Raw genomic sequence first — 14,746 nt, 5'->3', positions numbered from 1 at the left:
GCTACGGGGCGCTACTGGCCGGCGAGACCCGTATGGGCCACGCCCGCCACGATCTGGCGCTGGAAGAAGACGAAGACGATGATCAGCGGCAGGCCGGCCATCAGGCCGCCGGCCATGAGCTGGGCCCACTGGATGCCGTAGGAGTTCATGACGGTCGCGATGCCGTTCGGCATGGTCATCAGGTCGGGGTTGTTGGTGACCATGTAGGGCCACAGGAAGTTGTTCCAGGAGCTGATGAAGGTGAAGATGCCGACCGCCGCGAGCGAGGGGCGGGAGAGCGGCACGATGATCGTGAAGAAGACGCGCCAGCGGCCCGCGCCGTCGATGAAGGCGGCCTCCTCCAGCTCGCGCGGGATCCCCTGGAAGAACTTGTAGAGGATGTAGACCATCGCGGCGGGCGCGCACTGCGGCAGGATCATGCCCCAGTAGGTGTCGACCATCCCCATCTGCTGGACGCTGGTGAACAGCGGGACGCCGAGCACGGCCGGGGAGACCATGAGGCCCGTCATCACCACGCCCATCAGGACGCCCTTGCCCCGGAACTCGGTGCGCGCGAAGCCGTATCCGGCGAGCGCGGCGACCAGCAGCACGATCGCCGTCACGCACACCGACACGACCAGCGAGTTGACGAACCAGTTGGTGATGTTGCCGGTCTCGAAGAGGGCCTTCCATGCCTGGCCGGTCCAGTCCTCGGGCAGCCAGTGCGTGGGCACCTCGACCGCCTCGGTCTCCGACTTGAGCGAGGTGAACAGGGCCCAGGCGAGCGGGGCGAGGAACACCGCGGCGACGGCGGTGCCGAGCAGGGTGAGCACGATCTGGGCGGGCGTCCAGGCCCTGCGCGGCCTGGTGCTCCGGGTCGTCTGCGCCGTGGCGGTGGTCATCGGCCGCCCTCCTCACGGTTGCGCAGCAGCCACATCCGGGCGAGGGCGACGGCCGCGATGAGCACGAAGAAGATGATGGAGATCGCGGAGGCGTAGCCCACGCGGTAGCTGGTGAAGCCCTGTTCGAGCGTGTACTGCACGAAGGTGCGGGTCGAGTCCTCCGGGCCGGGGCCGAAGTCCTGCATCACGACGGCCTGGTCGAAGACCTGGAGGGAGGCGAGGATCTGCAGGGCGAGGACGAGGCCGGTGATGTTGCGCAGCATCGGCAGGGTGATGTGGACCATGCGGTGCCAGGCGTTCGCGCCGTCCAGCTTGGCGGCCTCGTAGAGGTGGGCGGGGATGCCCTGGAGCGCGGCGAGGTAGAGCAGGAAGCTGAAGCCGACGGTCCACCACAGGGTGGTGATGACGACCGCGAGCATGGCGTACGACTTGTCGGTCAGCCAGGGCGTGTCGAGGCCGAAGACGTGGTTGACCATGCCGGTGCCGGGGTTGAACAGCCACTGCCACAGGTTGCCGGCGACGGTGGACGGCAGCAGGAACGGCAGGAAGAAGCAGAGCCGCCACAGCCACTTGCCGCGCTCGATGTGGTGGGCCAGCATCGCGAGGAGGAAGGCGAGGACGGTGATGCAGGGCACCACGAGCAGCGTGAAGTACGCGCTGTGGCCGAGCGCGTCCCACATCAGCGGGTCCTTCAGGGCCTCGCGGTAGTTGTCGAGGCCGATGAAGCTCGCGCTGTCGCCGGAGATGTTGGCGTCGGTGAAGCTGAGGTAGAGGCCGCGCAGCAGCGGCCAGATCACGAAGAGCGCGAAGAGCGCGAGGAACGGGGCGACGAACCAGCCGCCGTGCTGGAAGCCCTGCCCGCGGCGGACACCGGCGCTGTCGGCGGCGGTCTTCGCACGCGCCGGGCGGATGATCGTTTCGGCGCTGGTGGCGGTCATGCGGCGCTGCCTCCCTGTGCGGCGGTGCGGCCGTCCATGGGGTTCTTCATGGCGAGCAGTTCGGTGAGCGTGCCCTTCATCCGGCGGGCGGCGGACTCGGGCCCCGCCGAGCCCGTCGTCGAGGAGACGACGATCGGGCCGACCCGCTGGGCGAGGATGCCGGTGGACCCGGCGAACCACACCTTGGGCTCGGTGGCCTGGTGGTCCATGGCCGAGACGTACTCGTTCTGCGGCTGGAGCTTCTTGTACGCGGCCGTGGACAGGGTCGGCGTGTAGGCGGGGATGTGCCCGCCGGCCGCCCACTGCCGGGCGTGTTTGACGACGTAGGCGGCGAGCCGGTGCGCGCCCTCGTTGGTGGCGCCGCCGCGGCCGGCCTGGTGCGGCAGGACGAAGGAGTGGGACTCGGCGTGGGTGGCCCGCTTGCCGAAGACGGGCGGCAGCGGGGTGGCGCCGTAGTCGAGCTTCGCGGTGTCGAAGACCGGCACGGACCAGTTGCCCTCCCAGGCGAACGGGGAGCCGTTGACGAACTGTTCGGCGCCCGCGTTGCCGCCGAAGGCGGGGTTGGCGTAGCCGTCGGCGACGTGCTTGCGCAGGAACTCCAGGACCTGGGCGGCCTTGTCGGTGTCGAAGGTGACCTCGGTCTTGGCGTCGTTGAACCAGGTGCCGCCGAGCTGGGTGTAGAAGGCGACGAAGAACCACCACTGGAAGTTCTGGTCGTTGTGCCACAGCCCGATGGTCTGCAACCCCTTCGCGGTGGCCTTCCTGGCCTCCTTGAGCACGTCGAACCACTCGTCGGTGGAGGTGACGGGCACCATCCGGCCGTCCTCGCCGAGCAGGCCCGCCTTCTTCAGCACGTCCTTGCGGTAGAAGCAGAGCTGGACGTGGATGTCGAGCGGCAGCGCGTAGAGCTTGCCGTCGATGACGGCGCGCTTCCACAGCTCGGGGTTGAAGTCCTCCTCGCGCACCCCGTACTTGGCGAGCAGTGCGGGGTCCCAGGGGTCGAGGAGGCGGCCGGGCGAGAACCCGGTGACGCGGCCGAGGTGCATGACACCGAGGTCGGGCGCGCGGTTGCCGGCGGCGGCCATGGCGAGCTTGGTGTAGAAGGGGCTGCCCCACTGGAGGGTGGAGTCCTTCACGTCGATGCCGGGGTTGTCCTTACGGAAGGAGTCCAGCATCGCGATCATGTTGTAGCCGTCGCCGCCGCTGAAGAGGTTCCAGTAGCGGACCCGGGTGTCCGCGCCGGAGGCGAGCGCGTCGGCGCCGGTGCCGAGGGCCGCGAAGCCGAAGCTGCCCGCGACCGTCAGACCGCCGGCCGCGGCCAGAAAGTGCCTGCGATTCAGGCCAGGTCGTCCCATGCCCTGCCCCATCTGTCGTCATTCGGACATTGTCGTTCGGTATTTCGAATACTGCTCGTAACTTCGAACGGGAACGTAGGTGGGAAGCGCTTGCGCGTCAATGGTTCGGACAGGATCGGGCCGGACTTCACAGGGTGCGGGGGACGTGGCGGGGAAACGTCCCGGCCACTCGGCGACCGGCGGGTCCCCGGAACTGGCCCGGAGGCCACGCGTCTTGGCATATTGCAGGGGTGACCGACGGACGGCCGGGGGGACGAGGAGACAGCGGTGCGTACCAGGAAGGAGATGCGTCGTCTCGCTGACGCCCTCATCGACCCCATCCAGGTGGCCGTGCCGGCGGACCCCGAGGTGCTGTTCGAGGCACTCGTCGCCTCCGTCAGCGCGTGGCGGGGACGGGAGGTGGTCGTGCACCGGGCGGCGTTCCCGCCGCACACCGCGAGTGGACTGTGGCTGGAGCGCGAGAGCCACGACGACGTGGTGGTGGACGAACGCGCGGCCGTCTGGCACCAGATCGTGATCCTCTGCCACGAGGTGTGGCACATGAGCCGCCGTCGGGCGGAGGCGGACGACCGGGCGGGCGACCGGCCCCGGCCGGTGGCCGCGCGCACCGACTTCTCCCTGGCCGAGGAACAGGAGGCGGACCGCTTCGGCATGCTGATGGGCAGCCGGCTGCGCACCTGGCTGGACGCCTCCACCGACTCGGTGTTCGCCGCGGAGGGCGGCGGTCCGGCCAGCCCGCAGAGCCTGGCCGGCCGTATCGGGGCCGCGCTCAACTACCGCGGGACGACCAGATGAACAGCCTGATCAACTACCTGAGTTGCGGTGCGCTGTGGCTCGGCCTCGCGGTGCGGGCCCCCGACCTGCTGCGGCACCGGCACGATCCGTATCTGCGGGCCATCTGCGCGGTACTGGGACTGGCGGGGCTCTGCTTCCTGCTCGGGGCGCCGCCGACGGTGGGAGCCGTCAACCGGCTGAGCGGCGTGCCCAACCTCGCGGCGCCGGTCACCTATGCGGCGATCACCGGGTACTGCGCCGCCTCCCAGGTCCTCGTCGTCCACTGGCGCGGCGGTCCCCGGGTGCGCCGCACCGCGCGCCGGTGGACGCTCGCCTACGCCGCCGTGGTCCTCGGCATCGCGGTGACCTTCGCTCTCGGCGACGCGCCCGTGGAGCGCCGCACCGATCTGGACACCTACTACGCGACGACCCCGTTCCTCGCCCAGATGATCGTGCTGTACCTGGTCGCGCACCTGACCGCGGTGACCGTCACGACCGTGTCCGCACTGCGCTGGGCCCGGCAGGTGCGCGGCGGACTGCGGGCCGGTCTGACGCTGATCGGGGCCGGTTCGCTGTGCGGCGCCGGTTACAGCGTCGCCAAGCTGGTCGCGGTGAGCGCCCGCTGGTCCGGGCACGACTGGCCGGCGCTCGGCACCACGGTCTCCCCGGCCGCCGCCGGCCTCGGCGCCCTGCTGGTGGTCGTCGGGGTGCTGGTGCCGCTGGTGACGCCGCGGGTGGCCGAGTGGCGGCGGGCGGGGCGCGCGTACGCCCGGCTCGGGCCGTTGGAACGGGCCCTGGACGATCTGCTGGTCCGCCGGTCGCTGCGGCTGCCGCGCCCGCGGTTCGCCTCGCCCGCCACCCGCCTGATGTGGCGCCGGACCAGCATCCACAACGCACTCGGCCACCTGGACGCGTACTGCGACCGGGACCTGTACGACCGGACCCGCGCCGACACGCTGGCGGCCACGGGCGATCCCGAGCTGGCCGGGGCGAGGGCCTGGGCCGCCGTGATCGTCGACGCGCTGCGGCACGAGGCCGAGCCCGGGACGGTGTCGCCGCCCGGCGTCGGCACCGGTCGCGCCCTGGCCCCGTCACCGGACCCGGCGGCCCTGGCGAGGATCGCCGACGTGCTCGCCGGCGCCGTACGGGTACCGGCCGCGTCCGCCGTGCCGAGCGGCAGGACCACGGCGGGCACCGCGTGACGGCCGGCGGGTGCGGCGACGGGCACGACGGGGACACGGCCGGCCGCGCGGGCGCCCGGCACGGCCGGGACGCACGGGTCCCGCACGAGAGGAGTGATCGGACGTGAGTCTCGTCGTCTACCTGGCGGCCCTGGTGTTCGGCATGACCTCCGTCCTGCTGTTCCGCCGTCCGCGCACCGCCATGAGCAATCCGCTGACCCTGTCCACCTGCGTGGCGATCGTCCTCGGTGCCCTGGTCTTCGTGTGCGCCGCCCCGGCCACCCTGCGCACCGTCAACGAACTCACCCGCGTCACCAACTTCGGGGCGCCGCTGACCTACGGCATGCTCTCCGCGTACAGCTGCGCGGTGCTGGTGCTGCTGATCAACTGGCGGGGCGGCCCCCGGCCGGTGGTGCGGCGCGCGGTGATCCGCAGCATGGCCGCCTACGGTCTGCTGGTGGCCGCCATCGTCGTGCTGTTCCTGCTCGCCGACGCGGACACCGAGCGGCTGACCGACCTCGACACGTACTACGCGGGCACCCCGTTCATGCGGGAGATGATCCTCCTGTACCTGCTCGGGCACAGCGCGGCGATGCTGGTGATGTGCGCCGTCTGCCTCAAGTGGAGCCGCGAGGTGGACGGTCTGCTGCGGGCCGGGCTGCGGCTCATCCTGCTGGGCGCGCTGCTGGACCTGGTGGGGTTCCAGTTCGCCAAGTACACGGCCGTGGCGGCGCGGTGGACGGGTCACGACCTGGACTTCCTGTCCACCACGGTGGCCCCGCCGATGGCGTCGCTGGCGGCACTGGTGTGTTCGGTGGGCTTCGCCCTGCCCAGGCTGCTGCCGTCCGTGCTCGCCCACTGGCGGGGGCTGGACGACTACCGGCGGCTGGGTCCGCTGTGGTCGCTGGTGAGGTCGGTGTCCACGGCGCCCCGGCAGCCGTCCGCCTGGTGGCAGCTGCCCCGGGCCCGGCTCCAGTGGCGTGAGGTCTCCATCCACGACGCCCTGCTCACCCTGGCGCCGTACTTCGACCACCGGGTCCGTGAACGGGCGCGGGACGCCGCCCTGCGCGCGGGACGCTCACCCCACGAGGCCCGGCTGGCGGCGGAGGCGGCGATGCTCGCCGACGCGGCGCGCCGGGCCGCCGCCCACGAGGAACCGCCCGACGCCACCGGGTCCTACCGGCTGCACGCCACCGAGGTGCCCGGCCCGAGCGGGCTGGTGGAACTGTCCCAGGCTCTGCACCACCGCCCGCCCGGCCCGGCCACCGCGCCCGGCGGCACGCACCCGTCGTCCCTGACCGGAACCCTGACCGAACCCGAGGAGCCCCATGTCGCGTAGAGCTGTCGTCGTCGGTGCCGGACTGGCCGGGATGCTGGCCGCCGCCGTACTGGCCGACGCGGGCGTGGAGGAGGTCGTCGTGCTGGACCGCGACGAGCTGCCCGACGGTCCCCGTCAGCGCCGCGGGCTGCCCCAGGGCCGGCACGCGCACCTGCTCATGCCCGGTGGGCTGACCGCGATGGAGGAACTCGTGCCGGGCGTCAGCCTGCGCAAACGGCTGCTCGCGGCCGGCGCGCACGAGATATCCCTCAGCTCGGGCATGCTGGCCCACACCTCCGAGGGCTGGCTGCGCCGGTGGCGGCGCGAGGGGCCCGTCATGCTCACCTGCACCCGGGCGCTGGTGGACTGGACGGTACGGGCCGCGGTGCTCGAACACACGGGCGTCGAGGTGCGCCGGGCGGCCGCGGTCGGGCTGACCGGGTCCGCGGGCCGGGTGCGGGGCGTGCGGGTCTCGGGGCCCGACGGGGAGACGGACCTGGCCGCCGACCTGGTGGTCGACGCGAGCGGACGCGGCACGCGGATCGTCTCCTGGCTGGAAGGGCTCGGGCTGTCCGGCGTCCGGACCCGGACGGTGGACTCGGGGCTGGTCAACGCCTCGCGCGTGTACCGGGTACCGGCCGGGGCGGAGCGGTTCCCGCTGACGATCGTGCAGGCCGATCCCTATGTGTCCCGGCCGGGCCGGAGCGCCATGGTCATGCCGGTCGAGGGGGACCGCTGGCTGGTCAGCTGCGGCGGCACGCGCGGCGGTGAGCCGCCGGCCGATCCCGAGGGTTTCCTGCGGTACACGCTCGACCTGCCGGACCCGATCGTCGGCCGGCTGATCTCCGGCGCCGAACCGCTCACCGACGTGCACCTGAGCCGGTCCACCAGCAATGTGCGGCACTACCTGGACAAGGCGCCGCACTGGCCGGAGGGCCTGGTGGTCCTCGGCGACGCGCTCGGCACCTTCAACCCGGCCTACGGGCAGGGCATGTCGGTGGCCGCGTTCGGCGCCCGCGTCCTGGGCCGGGAACTGGACCGGGCCACCGGGCTCGACGCGCCCGGCCTGGCCCGGCGGGTGCTGCGGGGCGCGGCGCGCACGGTGGACGCGGCCTGGGCCATGGCCGTCGGGCAGGACGTCCTCTACCCGGGGACGCGCGGCGGCGGGCGGCCGGGGATCGCGGACCGGGCGGTGACGGCGTACACGCGGCGCATGACGAGGGCGGCGACCTCCAGCTACGCGGCGGCCTCCGCGATCTGGGACGTCACCAGCATGCGCACGCCGCCGACCCGCATGTTCCACCCGGCGGCGGTCCTGGCCGCCCTCACCGGGCCGCCGCTCCCCCTGCTGACCGGGCCGCCGCTGACGCCCGGCGAACGCGAGGTGCTCGCCGGGCTCGACCGCACGGGGGTGTGAGCGGACCGCCGGGTCGGCACCGGGTGCCGCGGCGGCCGCTCACCCCGCGAACGCCGGCTGCGCCACCCCCCGCCCCGCCCCCGGCACCACCAGCAGCGAGCCCGCCAGGGGGTGCGGGGCCGCCAGGCCGACCCGGGCGGTGGTGAGGTACAGGTCGGTGAGGTCCGGGCCGCCGAAGGCGCAGGCCGTGACGCGCGGGACGGGGAGGGCGACCACCCGGTCCAGGTCGCCGGACGGGGTGTAGCGGCGGACCGCGCCGCCGTCCCACAGGGCGGTCCACACACAGCCGTCGGCGTCGACGCACAGGCCGTCGGGGAAGCCCGCGCCGTCCTCGATCACGGCCAGCGGGCGGCGGTTCGCGACCCGGCCGTCCGCGGCGACGTCGAAGACGTCGATCCGGCGGGTCGGGGTGTCGGCGTAGTACATCAGCGTGCCGTCGGGGCTCCATCCGGTGCCGTTGCTCACCGTCACGTCGTCGAGGACGGTCTCGGCGGTGCCGCCGCCGGTGAACCGGGTGAGCGTGCCCCCGCCCGCCGCCTCGTCGTAGCGCATGGTGCCCGCCCACAGGCTGCCGTCGGGGGCGACGGCGGCGTCGTTGCCGCGGCGGCCGGGGACGGGCTCCCGGTGCAGCCAGCGGAAGGTGTCGTCGGGGTCGAGCAGGCCGATGCCGTCCCGCAGGTTGAGGACCAGGCCGCCGCCCGCGCGGGGCTTGACGGCGCCCACGTGCTGGTCGGTGCGGCGCAGCGTGCGCCGGCCGGTGGCCGGGTCGTAGGTGTGCACGCGGGAGTTCAGGATGTCGAGCCACAGGAGGCGGCCCGTCGCCGGGTCCCAGGTGGGGCCCTCGCCGAGGGAAGCCTCCGCGTGGACGGCCACCTCGAAGGCCGTGCCGCTCGTCGTCATGCCGCGCTCCTGTGGCCGAGCCGCTCGGAGAGGTCGGCGGCGCCCTTGACGGCCAGCTGCTCCAGTTCGGCGCGGCGTTCCTCGCTCCAGCGGATCATAGGCACCGAGATCGACAGCGCGGCGACGACGCGGCCGGTGCGGTCGCGGACCGGGGCGGCCACGCAGGACACGTCCGGGTTGGACTCGCGGCTCTCCACGGCGGTGCCGCGCTCGCGGATCGCGGCCAGGGCCTCGCGCAGGGCGGCCGGGTCGGTGATGCTGTTCGGGGTCATCGCGGTCAGCTCGGCATCGTCCGGGAAGCGCGCGGCGACCTCCGGCTCGGGCAGGGAGGCCAGCAGCATCTTGCCGACGGACGTGCAGTGCGCGGGCAGCCGGCGCCCGGCCGCGGAGACCATGCGCACCGCGTGCGTGGAGTCGACCTTGGCGATGTAGATGACGTCGGTGTCCTCCAGGATCGCCACATGCACCGTCTCGTCGCAGGTCTCGGCGACGGTGCGGGCGACCTGCTGGCCCTCCGCGGCGAGGTCGAGGTGCTCGGCGTAGCGGGCGCCGAGCTGGTACGGACGGACGCCGAGCCGGTACCGTCCGGACTGCCCGGGGACCGGGACGATGTACTTGCGGGCGGCGAGCGTGGTGACCAGCTCGTGCACGGTGGTGCGCGGCAGCTGGAGCCTGCGCACGATGTCGGGGGCGGAGAGCGTGCCGTCCCCGTCGAGGAAGAGCTCCAGTATGTCGAGAGCCCGGGTCACGGCCGGCACGAGGCGTCCCATGTCCAGCCCCCTCCCTGAGTATGTTCGAGATTTCAACAGGCGGTCGGAATAACGAACACAGGCTACTCATATCGCGTTTGCCTGGGCAATGGGCGGGTTCCGGCCGCTCCCCCGGCCCCATCGGGCCCCCGGTCCGCGATGATGGTCGCCATGCCGACCGGAAAGCAGCCCGCAGGACCGTTCACCCCGCGCGACTTCCAGCTGGTCCTGCTGCGCCGCATGGCCGACCACAACCCCGGCCCGGTCGAGGACGCCCGCCGCGAGCTGGGCGCCTCGGTCGCGGACCTGCGCGAGGCCAACAGGCGCTGGCAGGCGATGCTCCGCTCCCCCCGGTCCCGTTCGGCCGCCGCCCGCTACCGCTCGGTCCTCGGCGAGCCGGAGTCGGTGGCGTCCCGCCGGATCGGCGACCTGGAGTGTGAGGCACGCCGGTGGGCGCTGCCCCTGTGGCCGGACCTGCGCTTCGAGGTGCTGGTCGCCGACAAGGGCGTCGTCTGGAACGAGTGGCTGGTGCGCGCTCCCGGCGCGCCGGGGCCCGAGCTGCGCACACTGGACGACCTCACGCCCTGGTCCTGCACGGTGGACGAGGCGGCCCGCGCCTTCGCCCCCGCCCGGCCGCTCCAGGGCTCGGCCCCGACCCGGTGGGGACTGGCCTTCACCGCCCCGGACCGGGACGGCGTACGGCACGAGGTGGTCGCGGAGTTCACCTGGGGGCTGTTGCAGCGCACGGCCGTCGGCGGGTGACGCGGGCCCCGCGTCACCGGGTCAGTGTTCGTCCTCCGGGTCCCAGTCCAGCAGGCGGACCTTGGCGACCGTACGGACGTGGCGGCGCATCGCGGTGGCGGCCTGCCGGGGCTGCCGGGCGGCCACCGCGTCCAGGATCGCCCGGTGCTGGGCCAGGGAGCGGCCGGGGCGGCCGGGCTGGCGCAGGGACTCGGTGCGGCTCTCGGCGATCTGGTGGGCGATGGAGCGCATGAACTCGGCGAGCAGGCTGCTGTGCGCCGCCGCCGTCACCGCCGCGTGGAACAGCCGGTCCCCCTCGACGCCGTGCCCGCCCCCGTCGATCTCCTCGGCCATCACGTCCAGCGCGGACCGCATGGCGGCGAGGTCGTCCTCCGTGCGGCGCTCGGCGGCCAGTTCGGCGAGTTTGGTCTCCAGGGCCTCGCGGGCCTCCAGGACGTCCGGGAGGCGCCGGCGGCGTTCGACCATCTTCTCCACGGGTTCGACGTCGAGGCTGTCCCGGACCAGATAGGTCCCGCCGCCGTGCCGCGCCTCCACCAGACCCTGGACCTCCAGGACCACGATCGCCTGCTTCACCGAGGCGCGGCTGACGCCGAGGCGCTGGGCGAGGTCCCGTTCGGGCGGAAGCCGGTCGCCGGCCCGCAGGCCGCCGTCGGTGACGTACTGGCGCAGCCGCTCCAGCACCTGTTCGTACAGGCGCTGCTTGGTCATGGGCCGCAGGGCGTCGGTCATGAGATCCCCCCTCTCGCCGGGAGCGTAGCACCGGGGCCGACGGTGGCCCGGTGGCCGAGTGGCTGAGCCAATTATTGCGCGACCCCTTGACGTGTCCCCCGGCCGGGCCCACGCTGACCAGCCAACCGCACCACTCCAAGTGGCTCAGCCACTCGTCCACTCATACCGACAGTCAGGTCAGCACTCGGGAGCCCCGCATGTCCCCCGAACTCATCTCGATCCTCGTCCTCGTCGTGGTGTTCGTCATCGCCACCACCCGCTCCGTCAACATGGGCGCGCTCGCCTTCGCCGCCGCGTTCGGGGTGGGCACGCTCGTCGCTGACCTCGACGCGGACGGCATCTTCGCCGGTTTCCCCGGTGACCTGTTCGTCGTCCTCGTCGGCGTCACCTACCTGTTCGCCATCGCCCGCGCCAACGGCACCACCGACTGGCTGGTGCACGCGGCCGTCCGGCTGGTGCGGGGGCGGGTGGCGCTGATCCCGTGGGTGATGTTCGCGCTCACCGGCGCGCTCACGGCGATCGGCGCGGTCAGCCCCGCCGCGGTCGCGATCGTGGCGCCGATCGCCCTGAGCTTCGCCACCCGGTACTCGATCAGCCCGCTGCTCATGGGCACGATGGTGGTGCACGGCGCGCAGGCCGGCGGATTCTCTCCGATCAGCATCTACGGCTCGATCGTCAACGGCATCGTGGAGCGGGAGAAGCTCCCCGGCAGCGAGATCGGCCTCTTCCTCGCCTCCCTGGTCGCCAACCTCCTCATCGCGGCCGTGCTGTTCGCGGTGCTCGGCGGGCGGAAACTGTGGGCGCGCGGGGCGGTGACGCCACAGGACGGCGGCGCCCCCGGCAAGGGCGCGGAACCCACCGGCCCGCCCGCCGCAGCCCGGACCGGTACGGGTACGGGTACGGGTACGGGCCCCGGTACGGACGCGGGCACCGGCACCACCGCCCCCGCCGCCGTGGCCGTGCGCCCCGACCGGGAGACCGGCGGCGCCGGGGGCACCGGCGTCCGCCTCACCCCCGCCCGCATCGCCACCCTGGTCGCCCTGGTCGCCCTGGTGGTGGCCGTCCTCGGCTTCGACCTGGACGCCGGTCTGACCGCGGTGACCCTCGCCGTCGTACTGAGCACCGCCTGGCCGGACGACAGCCGTCGCGCCGTCGGCGAGATCGCCTGGTCCACGGTGCTGCTGATCTGCGGTGTCCTCACCTACGTCGGCGTGCTGGAGGAGATGGGCACCATCACCTGGGCCGGTGAGGGCGTCGGCGGCATCGGCGTCCCGCTGCTGGCCGCCGTGCTGCTCTGCTACATCGGCGCCATCGTGTCGGCCTTCGCCTCCTCCGTGGGCATCATGGGCGCGCTGATCCCGCTTGCGGTGCCCTTCCTCGCGCAGGGCGAGATCGGGGCGGTCGGCATGGTGGCGGCGCTCGCGGTGTCGGCGACGGTGGTGGACGTCAGCCCGTTCTCGACGAACGGCGCGCTGGTGCTGGCCGCGGCCCCGGACGTGGACCGGGACCGCTTCTTCCGCCAGCTGATGGTCTACGGCGGGATCGTGGTGGCGGCCGTGCCGGCCCTGGCCTGGCTCGTGCTGGTGGTGCCCGGATTCGGGTAGGCCCACCTCGCGGATCCGGCGCGACCCGGCGCGATCCGGCGCGATCCGGCAGCCTTGAACGACAGCTCCCGGGCGACGGCTCCCGGGCGACAGCTAAGGAGTACTTCGCGTGTCCTCTCTCTTCCCGGCCCTCTCCCCGGCCCCGACCGGCGCTCCGGCCGACCGGCCCGCCCTGCGGTTCGGCGAGCGCTCCCTGACGTACGCGGAACTCGCCGCAGCGGCGGGCGCCACGGCCGGGCGGCTCGGCGGCGCCGGCCGGGTCGCGGTCTGGGCGACCCCGGCGATGGAGACCGCCGTCGCCGTGGTGGCGGCACTGCTGGCCGAGGTCCCGGCCGTGCCGCTCAACCCGAAGTCCGGCGACAAGGAACTCGCGCACATCCTCTCCGACAGCGCGCCCTCCCTCGTCCTGGCGCCCCCGGGCGCCGAACTCCCGCCCGCCCTGGGCACCCTGGAGCGGGTCGACGTCGACGTGCGGGCCCGCGGGACCGTCCCCGAGGACCGCGCCGACGACGGCGACCCCGCGCTCGTCGTCTACACCTCCGGCACCACCGGCCCGCCCAAGGGCGCCGTCATCCCCCGGCGGGCGCTGGCGACGACCCTGGACGCGCTGGCGGACGCGTGGCGGTGGACCGGCGACGACGTCCTCGTACAGGGGCTGCCGCTGTTCCACGTGCACGGGCTGGTGCTCGGCATCCTCGGCCCGCTGCGCCGGGGCGGGTCCGTGCGGCACCTGGGCAGGTTCTCCACCGAGGGCGCGGCGCGGGAGCTGAACGACGGCGCGACCATGCTGTTCGGCGTGCCGACGATGTACCACCGGATCGCCGAGACGCTCCCCGGCGACCCGGAGCTGGCGAAGGCGCTGTCCGGGGCGCGGCTGCTGGTGTCCGGGTCGGCCGCACTGCCGGTGCACGACCACGAGCGCATCGCCGCCGCCACCGGGCGCCGGGTGATCGAGCGGTACGGCATGACGGAGACGCTGATGAACACCAGCGTGCGCGCCGACGGCGAGCCGCGCGCCGGGACGGTGGGCGTGCCGCTGCCCGGCGTGGAGCTGCGGCTGGTGGAGGAGGACGGCACGCCGATCGCAGCGCTCGACGGGGAGAGCGTCGGCGAGATCCAGGTGCGCGGCCCGAACCTGTTCACCGAGTACCTCAACCGCCCCGACGCCACCGCCGCCGCCTTCACCGCGGACGGCTTCTTCCGCACCGGCGACATGGCGGTACGCGACCCCGACGGCTATGTGCGCATCGTGGGCCGCAAGGCCACCGACCTGATCAAGAGCGGCGGGTACAAGATCGGGGCGGGCGAGATCGAGAACGCGCTGCTCGAACACCCCGGGGTGCGGGAGGCCGCGGTCACCGGGGAGCCCGACCCCGACCTCGGGGAGCGGATCGTGGCCTGGATCGTCCCGGCCGACCCCGCCGCGCCGCCCGCCCTCGACGCGCTGGCCGACCACGTCGCCGGGCGGCTCGCCCCGCACAAGCGGCCGCGCGTGGTCCGGTACCTCGACGCGCTGCCCCGCAACGACATGGGGAAGATCATGAAGCGGGCGCTGGACCGTGACTGAGCGCCTGACCGCGCGGGAGTTCCTCGCCCTGGTCACCGACGGTTCCACCTTCGCCGAACTCCCCCACCCGGACGGCGCATGGCAGCCCGACGGCCCCCTCGGCTGGCCGGGCTACGACGCCTCGCGGGCCCGCGCCGCCGAGCGCACCGGCGAGACGGAGTCCGTCGTCTGCGGCACCGGCCGGGTCGAGGGCACCCGGGCCGTGCTCGTCGCCTTCGAGTTCGGTTTCCTCGGCGGCTCGCTGGGCGGCCGCACCGGCGACCGGATAGCGGCGGCGTACGCCCACGCCCGTGAACACCGGCTGCCGGTGGTGCCGTTGGTCGCGACCGGCGGCAGCCGGATGCAGGAGGGGATGCTCGCGCTGACCCAGCTCCAGCGGGTCGCCCGGCAGTCGGCGCTCACCCGGGCGGCCGGGCTGGCGCAGATCGCGGTGGTGCGGGACCCGGCGACCGGGGGCGGCTGGGCGACGCTGGGCGCGGGCGCCGACGTGGTCCTCGCCCTGCCCGGCGCCCAGGTCGGTTTCGCCGGGTCGCGGGTCCGGCCGCCGGACGCCGACCCCGCCGCGTACACG

Annotated in this window: 14 protein-coding genes; 8 read left to right on the top strand and 6 right to left on the bottom strand. The window is 73.6% G+C overall.

What is annotated here, in order from left to right; translation table 11 throughout:
• Positions 1 to 11 precede the first annotated feature (11 nt).
• Genes BZZ08_RS29430 through BZZ08_RS29420 form a run of 3 tightly spaced genes read right to left on the bottom strand, consistent with a single transcriptional unit; the run spans position 12 to position 3,174 of the window.
• Positions 12 to 881 carry a carbohydrate ABC transporter permease gene (locus BZZ08_RS29430; RefSeq protein ID WP_104635248.1) on the bottom strand — a complete coding sequence of 290 codons (870 nt, stop codon included), beginning with the start codon at positions 879 to 881 and terminating at the stop codon, positions 12 to 14.
• Positions 878 to 1,819, bottom strand: a complete 942-nt coding sequence (locus tag BZZ08_RS29425) for a carbohydrate ABC transporter permease (protein WP_104635247.1) — start codon at positions 1,817 to 1,819, stop codon at positions 878 to 880. Before BZZ08_RS29425 ends, BZZ08_RS29430 begins: the two co-directional genes overlap by 4 nt.
• Positions 1,816 to 3,174, bottom strand: a complete 1,359-nt coding sequence (locus BZZ08_RS29420) for an extracellular solute-binding protein (protein ID WP_104635271.1) — start codon at positions 3,172 to 3,174, stop codon at positions 1,816 to 1,818. Before BZZ08_RS29420 ends, BZZ08_RS29425 begins: the two co-directional genes overlap by 4 nt.
• A gap of 267 nt (positions 3,175 to 3,441) precedes the next feature.
• Between BZZ08_RS29420 and BZZ08_RS29415 the strand changes: the two genes are divergently transcribed.
• The 4 genes from BZZ08_RS29415 (at position 3,442) to BZZ08_RS29400 (ending at position 7,864) form a co-directional block, all read left to right on the top strand.
• Positions 3,442 to 3,969 carry a toxin gene (locus BZZ08_RS29415; protein WP_104635246.1) on the top strand — a complete coding sequence of 176 codons (528 nt, stop codon included), beginning with the start codon at positions 3,442 to 3,444 and terminating at the stop codon, positions 3,967 to 3,969.
• The gene (locus tag BZZ08_RS29410; RefSeq protein ID WP_104635245.1) at positions 3,966 to 5,150 is read left to right on the top strand and encodes an MAB_1171c family putative transporter; all 1,185 of its coding nucleotides are present in this window, start codon (positions 3,966 to 3,968) and stop codon (positions 5,148 to 5,150) included. Before BZZ08_RS29415 ends, BZZ08_RS29410 begins: the two co-directional genes overlap by 4 nt.
• Positions 5,151 to 5,253: 103 nt before the next feature.
• Positions 5,254 to 6,468, top strand: a complete 1,215-nt coding sequence (locus BZZ08_RS29405; protein ID WP_104635244.1) for an MAB_1171c family putative transporter — start codon at positions 5,254 to 5,256, stop codon at positions 6,466 to 6,468.
• A complete protein-coding gene (locus BZZ08_RS29400; RefSeq protein ID WP_104635243.1) occupies positions 6,458 to 7,864 on the top strand; it encodes an FAD-dependent oxidoreductase in 1,407 nt (468 codons plus the stop codon). The genes BZZ08_RS29405 and BZZ08_RS29400 overlap by 11 nt, the downstream gene beginning before the upstream one ends.
• Before the next feature lie 39 nt (positions 7,865 to 7,903).
• On the opposite strand, the gene BZZ08_RS29395 is transcribed toward BZZ08_RS29400, so the two are convergent.
• Both BZZ08_RS29395 and BZZ08_RS29390 read right to left on the bottom strand, forming a co-directional pair.
• On the bottom strand, positions 7,904 to 8,764 hold the full coding sequence (locus BZZ08_RS29395; protein ID WP_104635242.1) for an SMP-30/gluconolactonase/LRE family protein: 861 nt from the start codon (positions 8,762 to 8,764) through the stop codon (positions 7,904 to 7,906).
• Positions 8,761 to 9,534: an IclR family transcriptional regulator gene (locus tag BZZ08_RS29390; protein WP_104635241.1), complete on the bottom strand. Its 774-nt coding sequence runs from the start codon at positions 9,532 to 9,534 to the stop codon at positions 8,761 to 8,763. Before BZZ08_RS29390 ends, BZZ08_RS29395 begins: the two co-directional genes overlap by 4 nt.
• Positions 9,535 to 9,672: 138 nt before the next feature.
• On the opposite strand from BZZ08_RS29390, the gene BZZ08_RS29385 reads away from it, so the two are divergent.
• Positions 9,673 to 10,275 (top strand): hypothetical protein, encoded by a 603-nt coding sequence (locus BZZ08_RS29385; RefSeq protein WP_104635240.1) that lies wholly within the window; start codon positions 9,673 to 9,675, stop codon positions 10,273 to 10,275.
• A 21-nt stretch (positions 10,276 to 10,296) separates the two neighbouring features.
• On the opposite strand, the gene BZZ08_RS29380 is transcribed toward BZZ08_RS29385, so the two are convergent.
• Positions 10,297 to 11,004 carry a FadR/GntR family transcriptional regulator gene (locus tag BZZ08_RS29380; protein ID WP_104635239.1) on the bottom strand — a complete coding sequence of 236 codons (708 nt, stop codon included), beginning with the start codon at positions 11,002 to 11,004 and terminating at the stop codon, positions 10,297 to 10,299.
• 197 nt (positions 11,005 to 11,201) lie between these two features.
• Between BZZ08_RS29380 and BZZ08_RS29375 the strand changes: the two genes are divergently transcribed.
• The 3 genes from BZZ08_RS29375 to BZZ08_RS29365 form a co-directional block, all read left to right on the top strand.
• Positions 11,202 to 12,608, top strand: a complete 1,407-nt coding sequence (locus BZZ08_RS29375) for an SLC13 family permease (protein ID WP_104635238.1) — start codon at positions 11,202 to 11,204, stop codon at positions 12,606 to 12,608.
• Between the two features lie 109 nt (positions 12,609 to 12,717).
• Positions 12,718 to 14,175 carry an acyl-CoA synthetase gene (locus BZZ08_RS29370; protein ID WP_104635237.1) on the top strand — a complete coding sequence of 486 codons (1,458 nt, stop codon included), beginning with the start codon at positions 12,718 to 12,720 and terminating at the stop codon, positions 14,173 to 14,175.
• Positions 14,168 to 14,746: carboxyl transferase domain-containing protein (locus BZZ08_RS29365; protein ID WP_274543300.1), on the top strand; the 579-nt coding region annotated here is incomplete at its 3' end. The genes BZZ08_RS29370 and BZZ08_RS29365, both read left to right, overlap by 8 nt.

This window comes from Streptomyces sp. MH60 (assembly GCF_002939385.1).
Classification (GTDB): Bacteria; Actinomycetota; Actinomycetes; order Streptomycetales; family Streptomycetaceae; genus Streptomyces.
The sequence above is the reverse complement of the archived record's forward strand: the minus strand, read 5'-3'. Positions and strand labels throughout refer to the sequence as shown.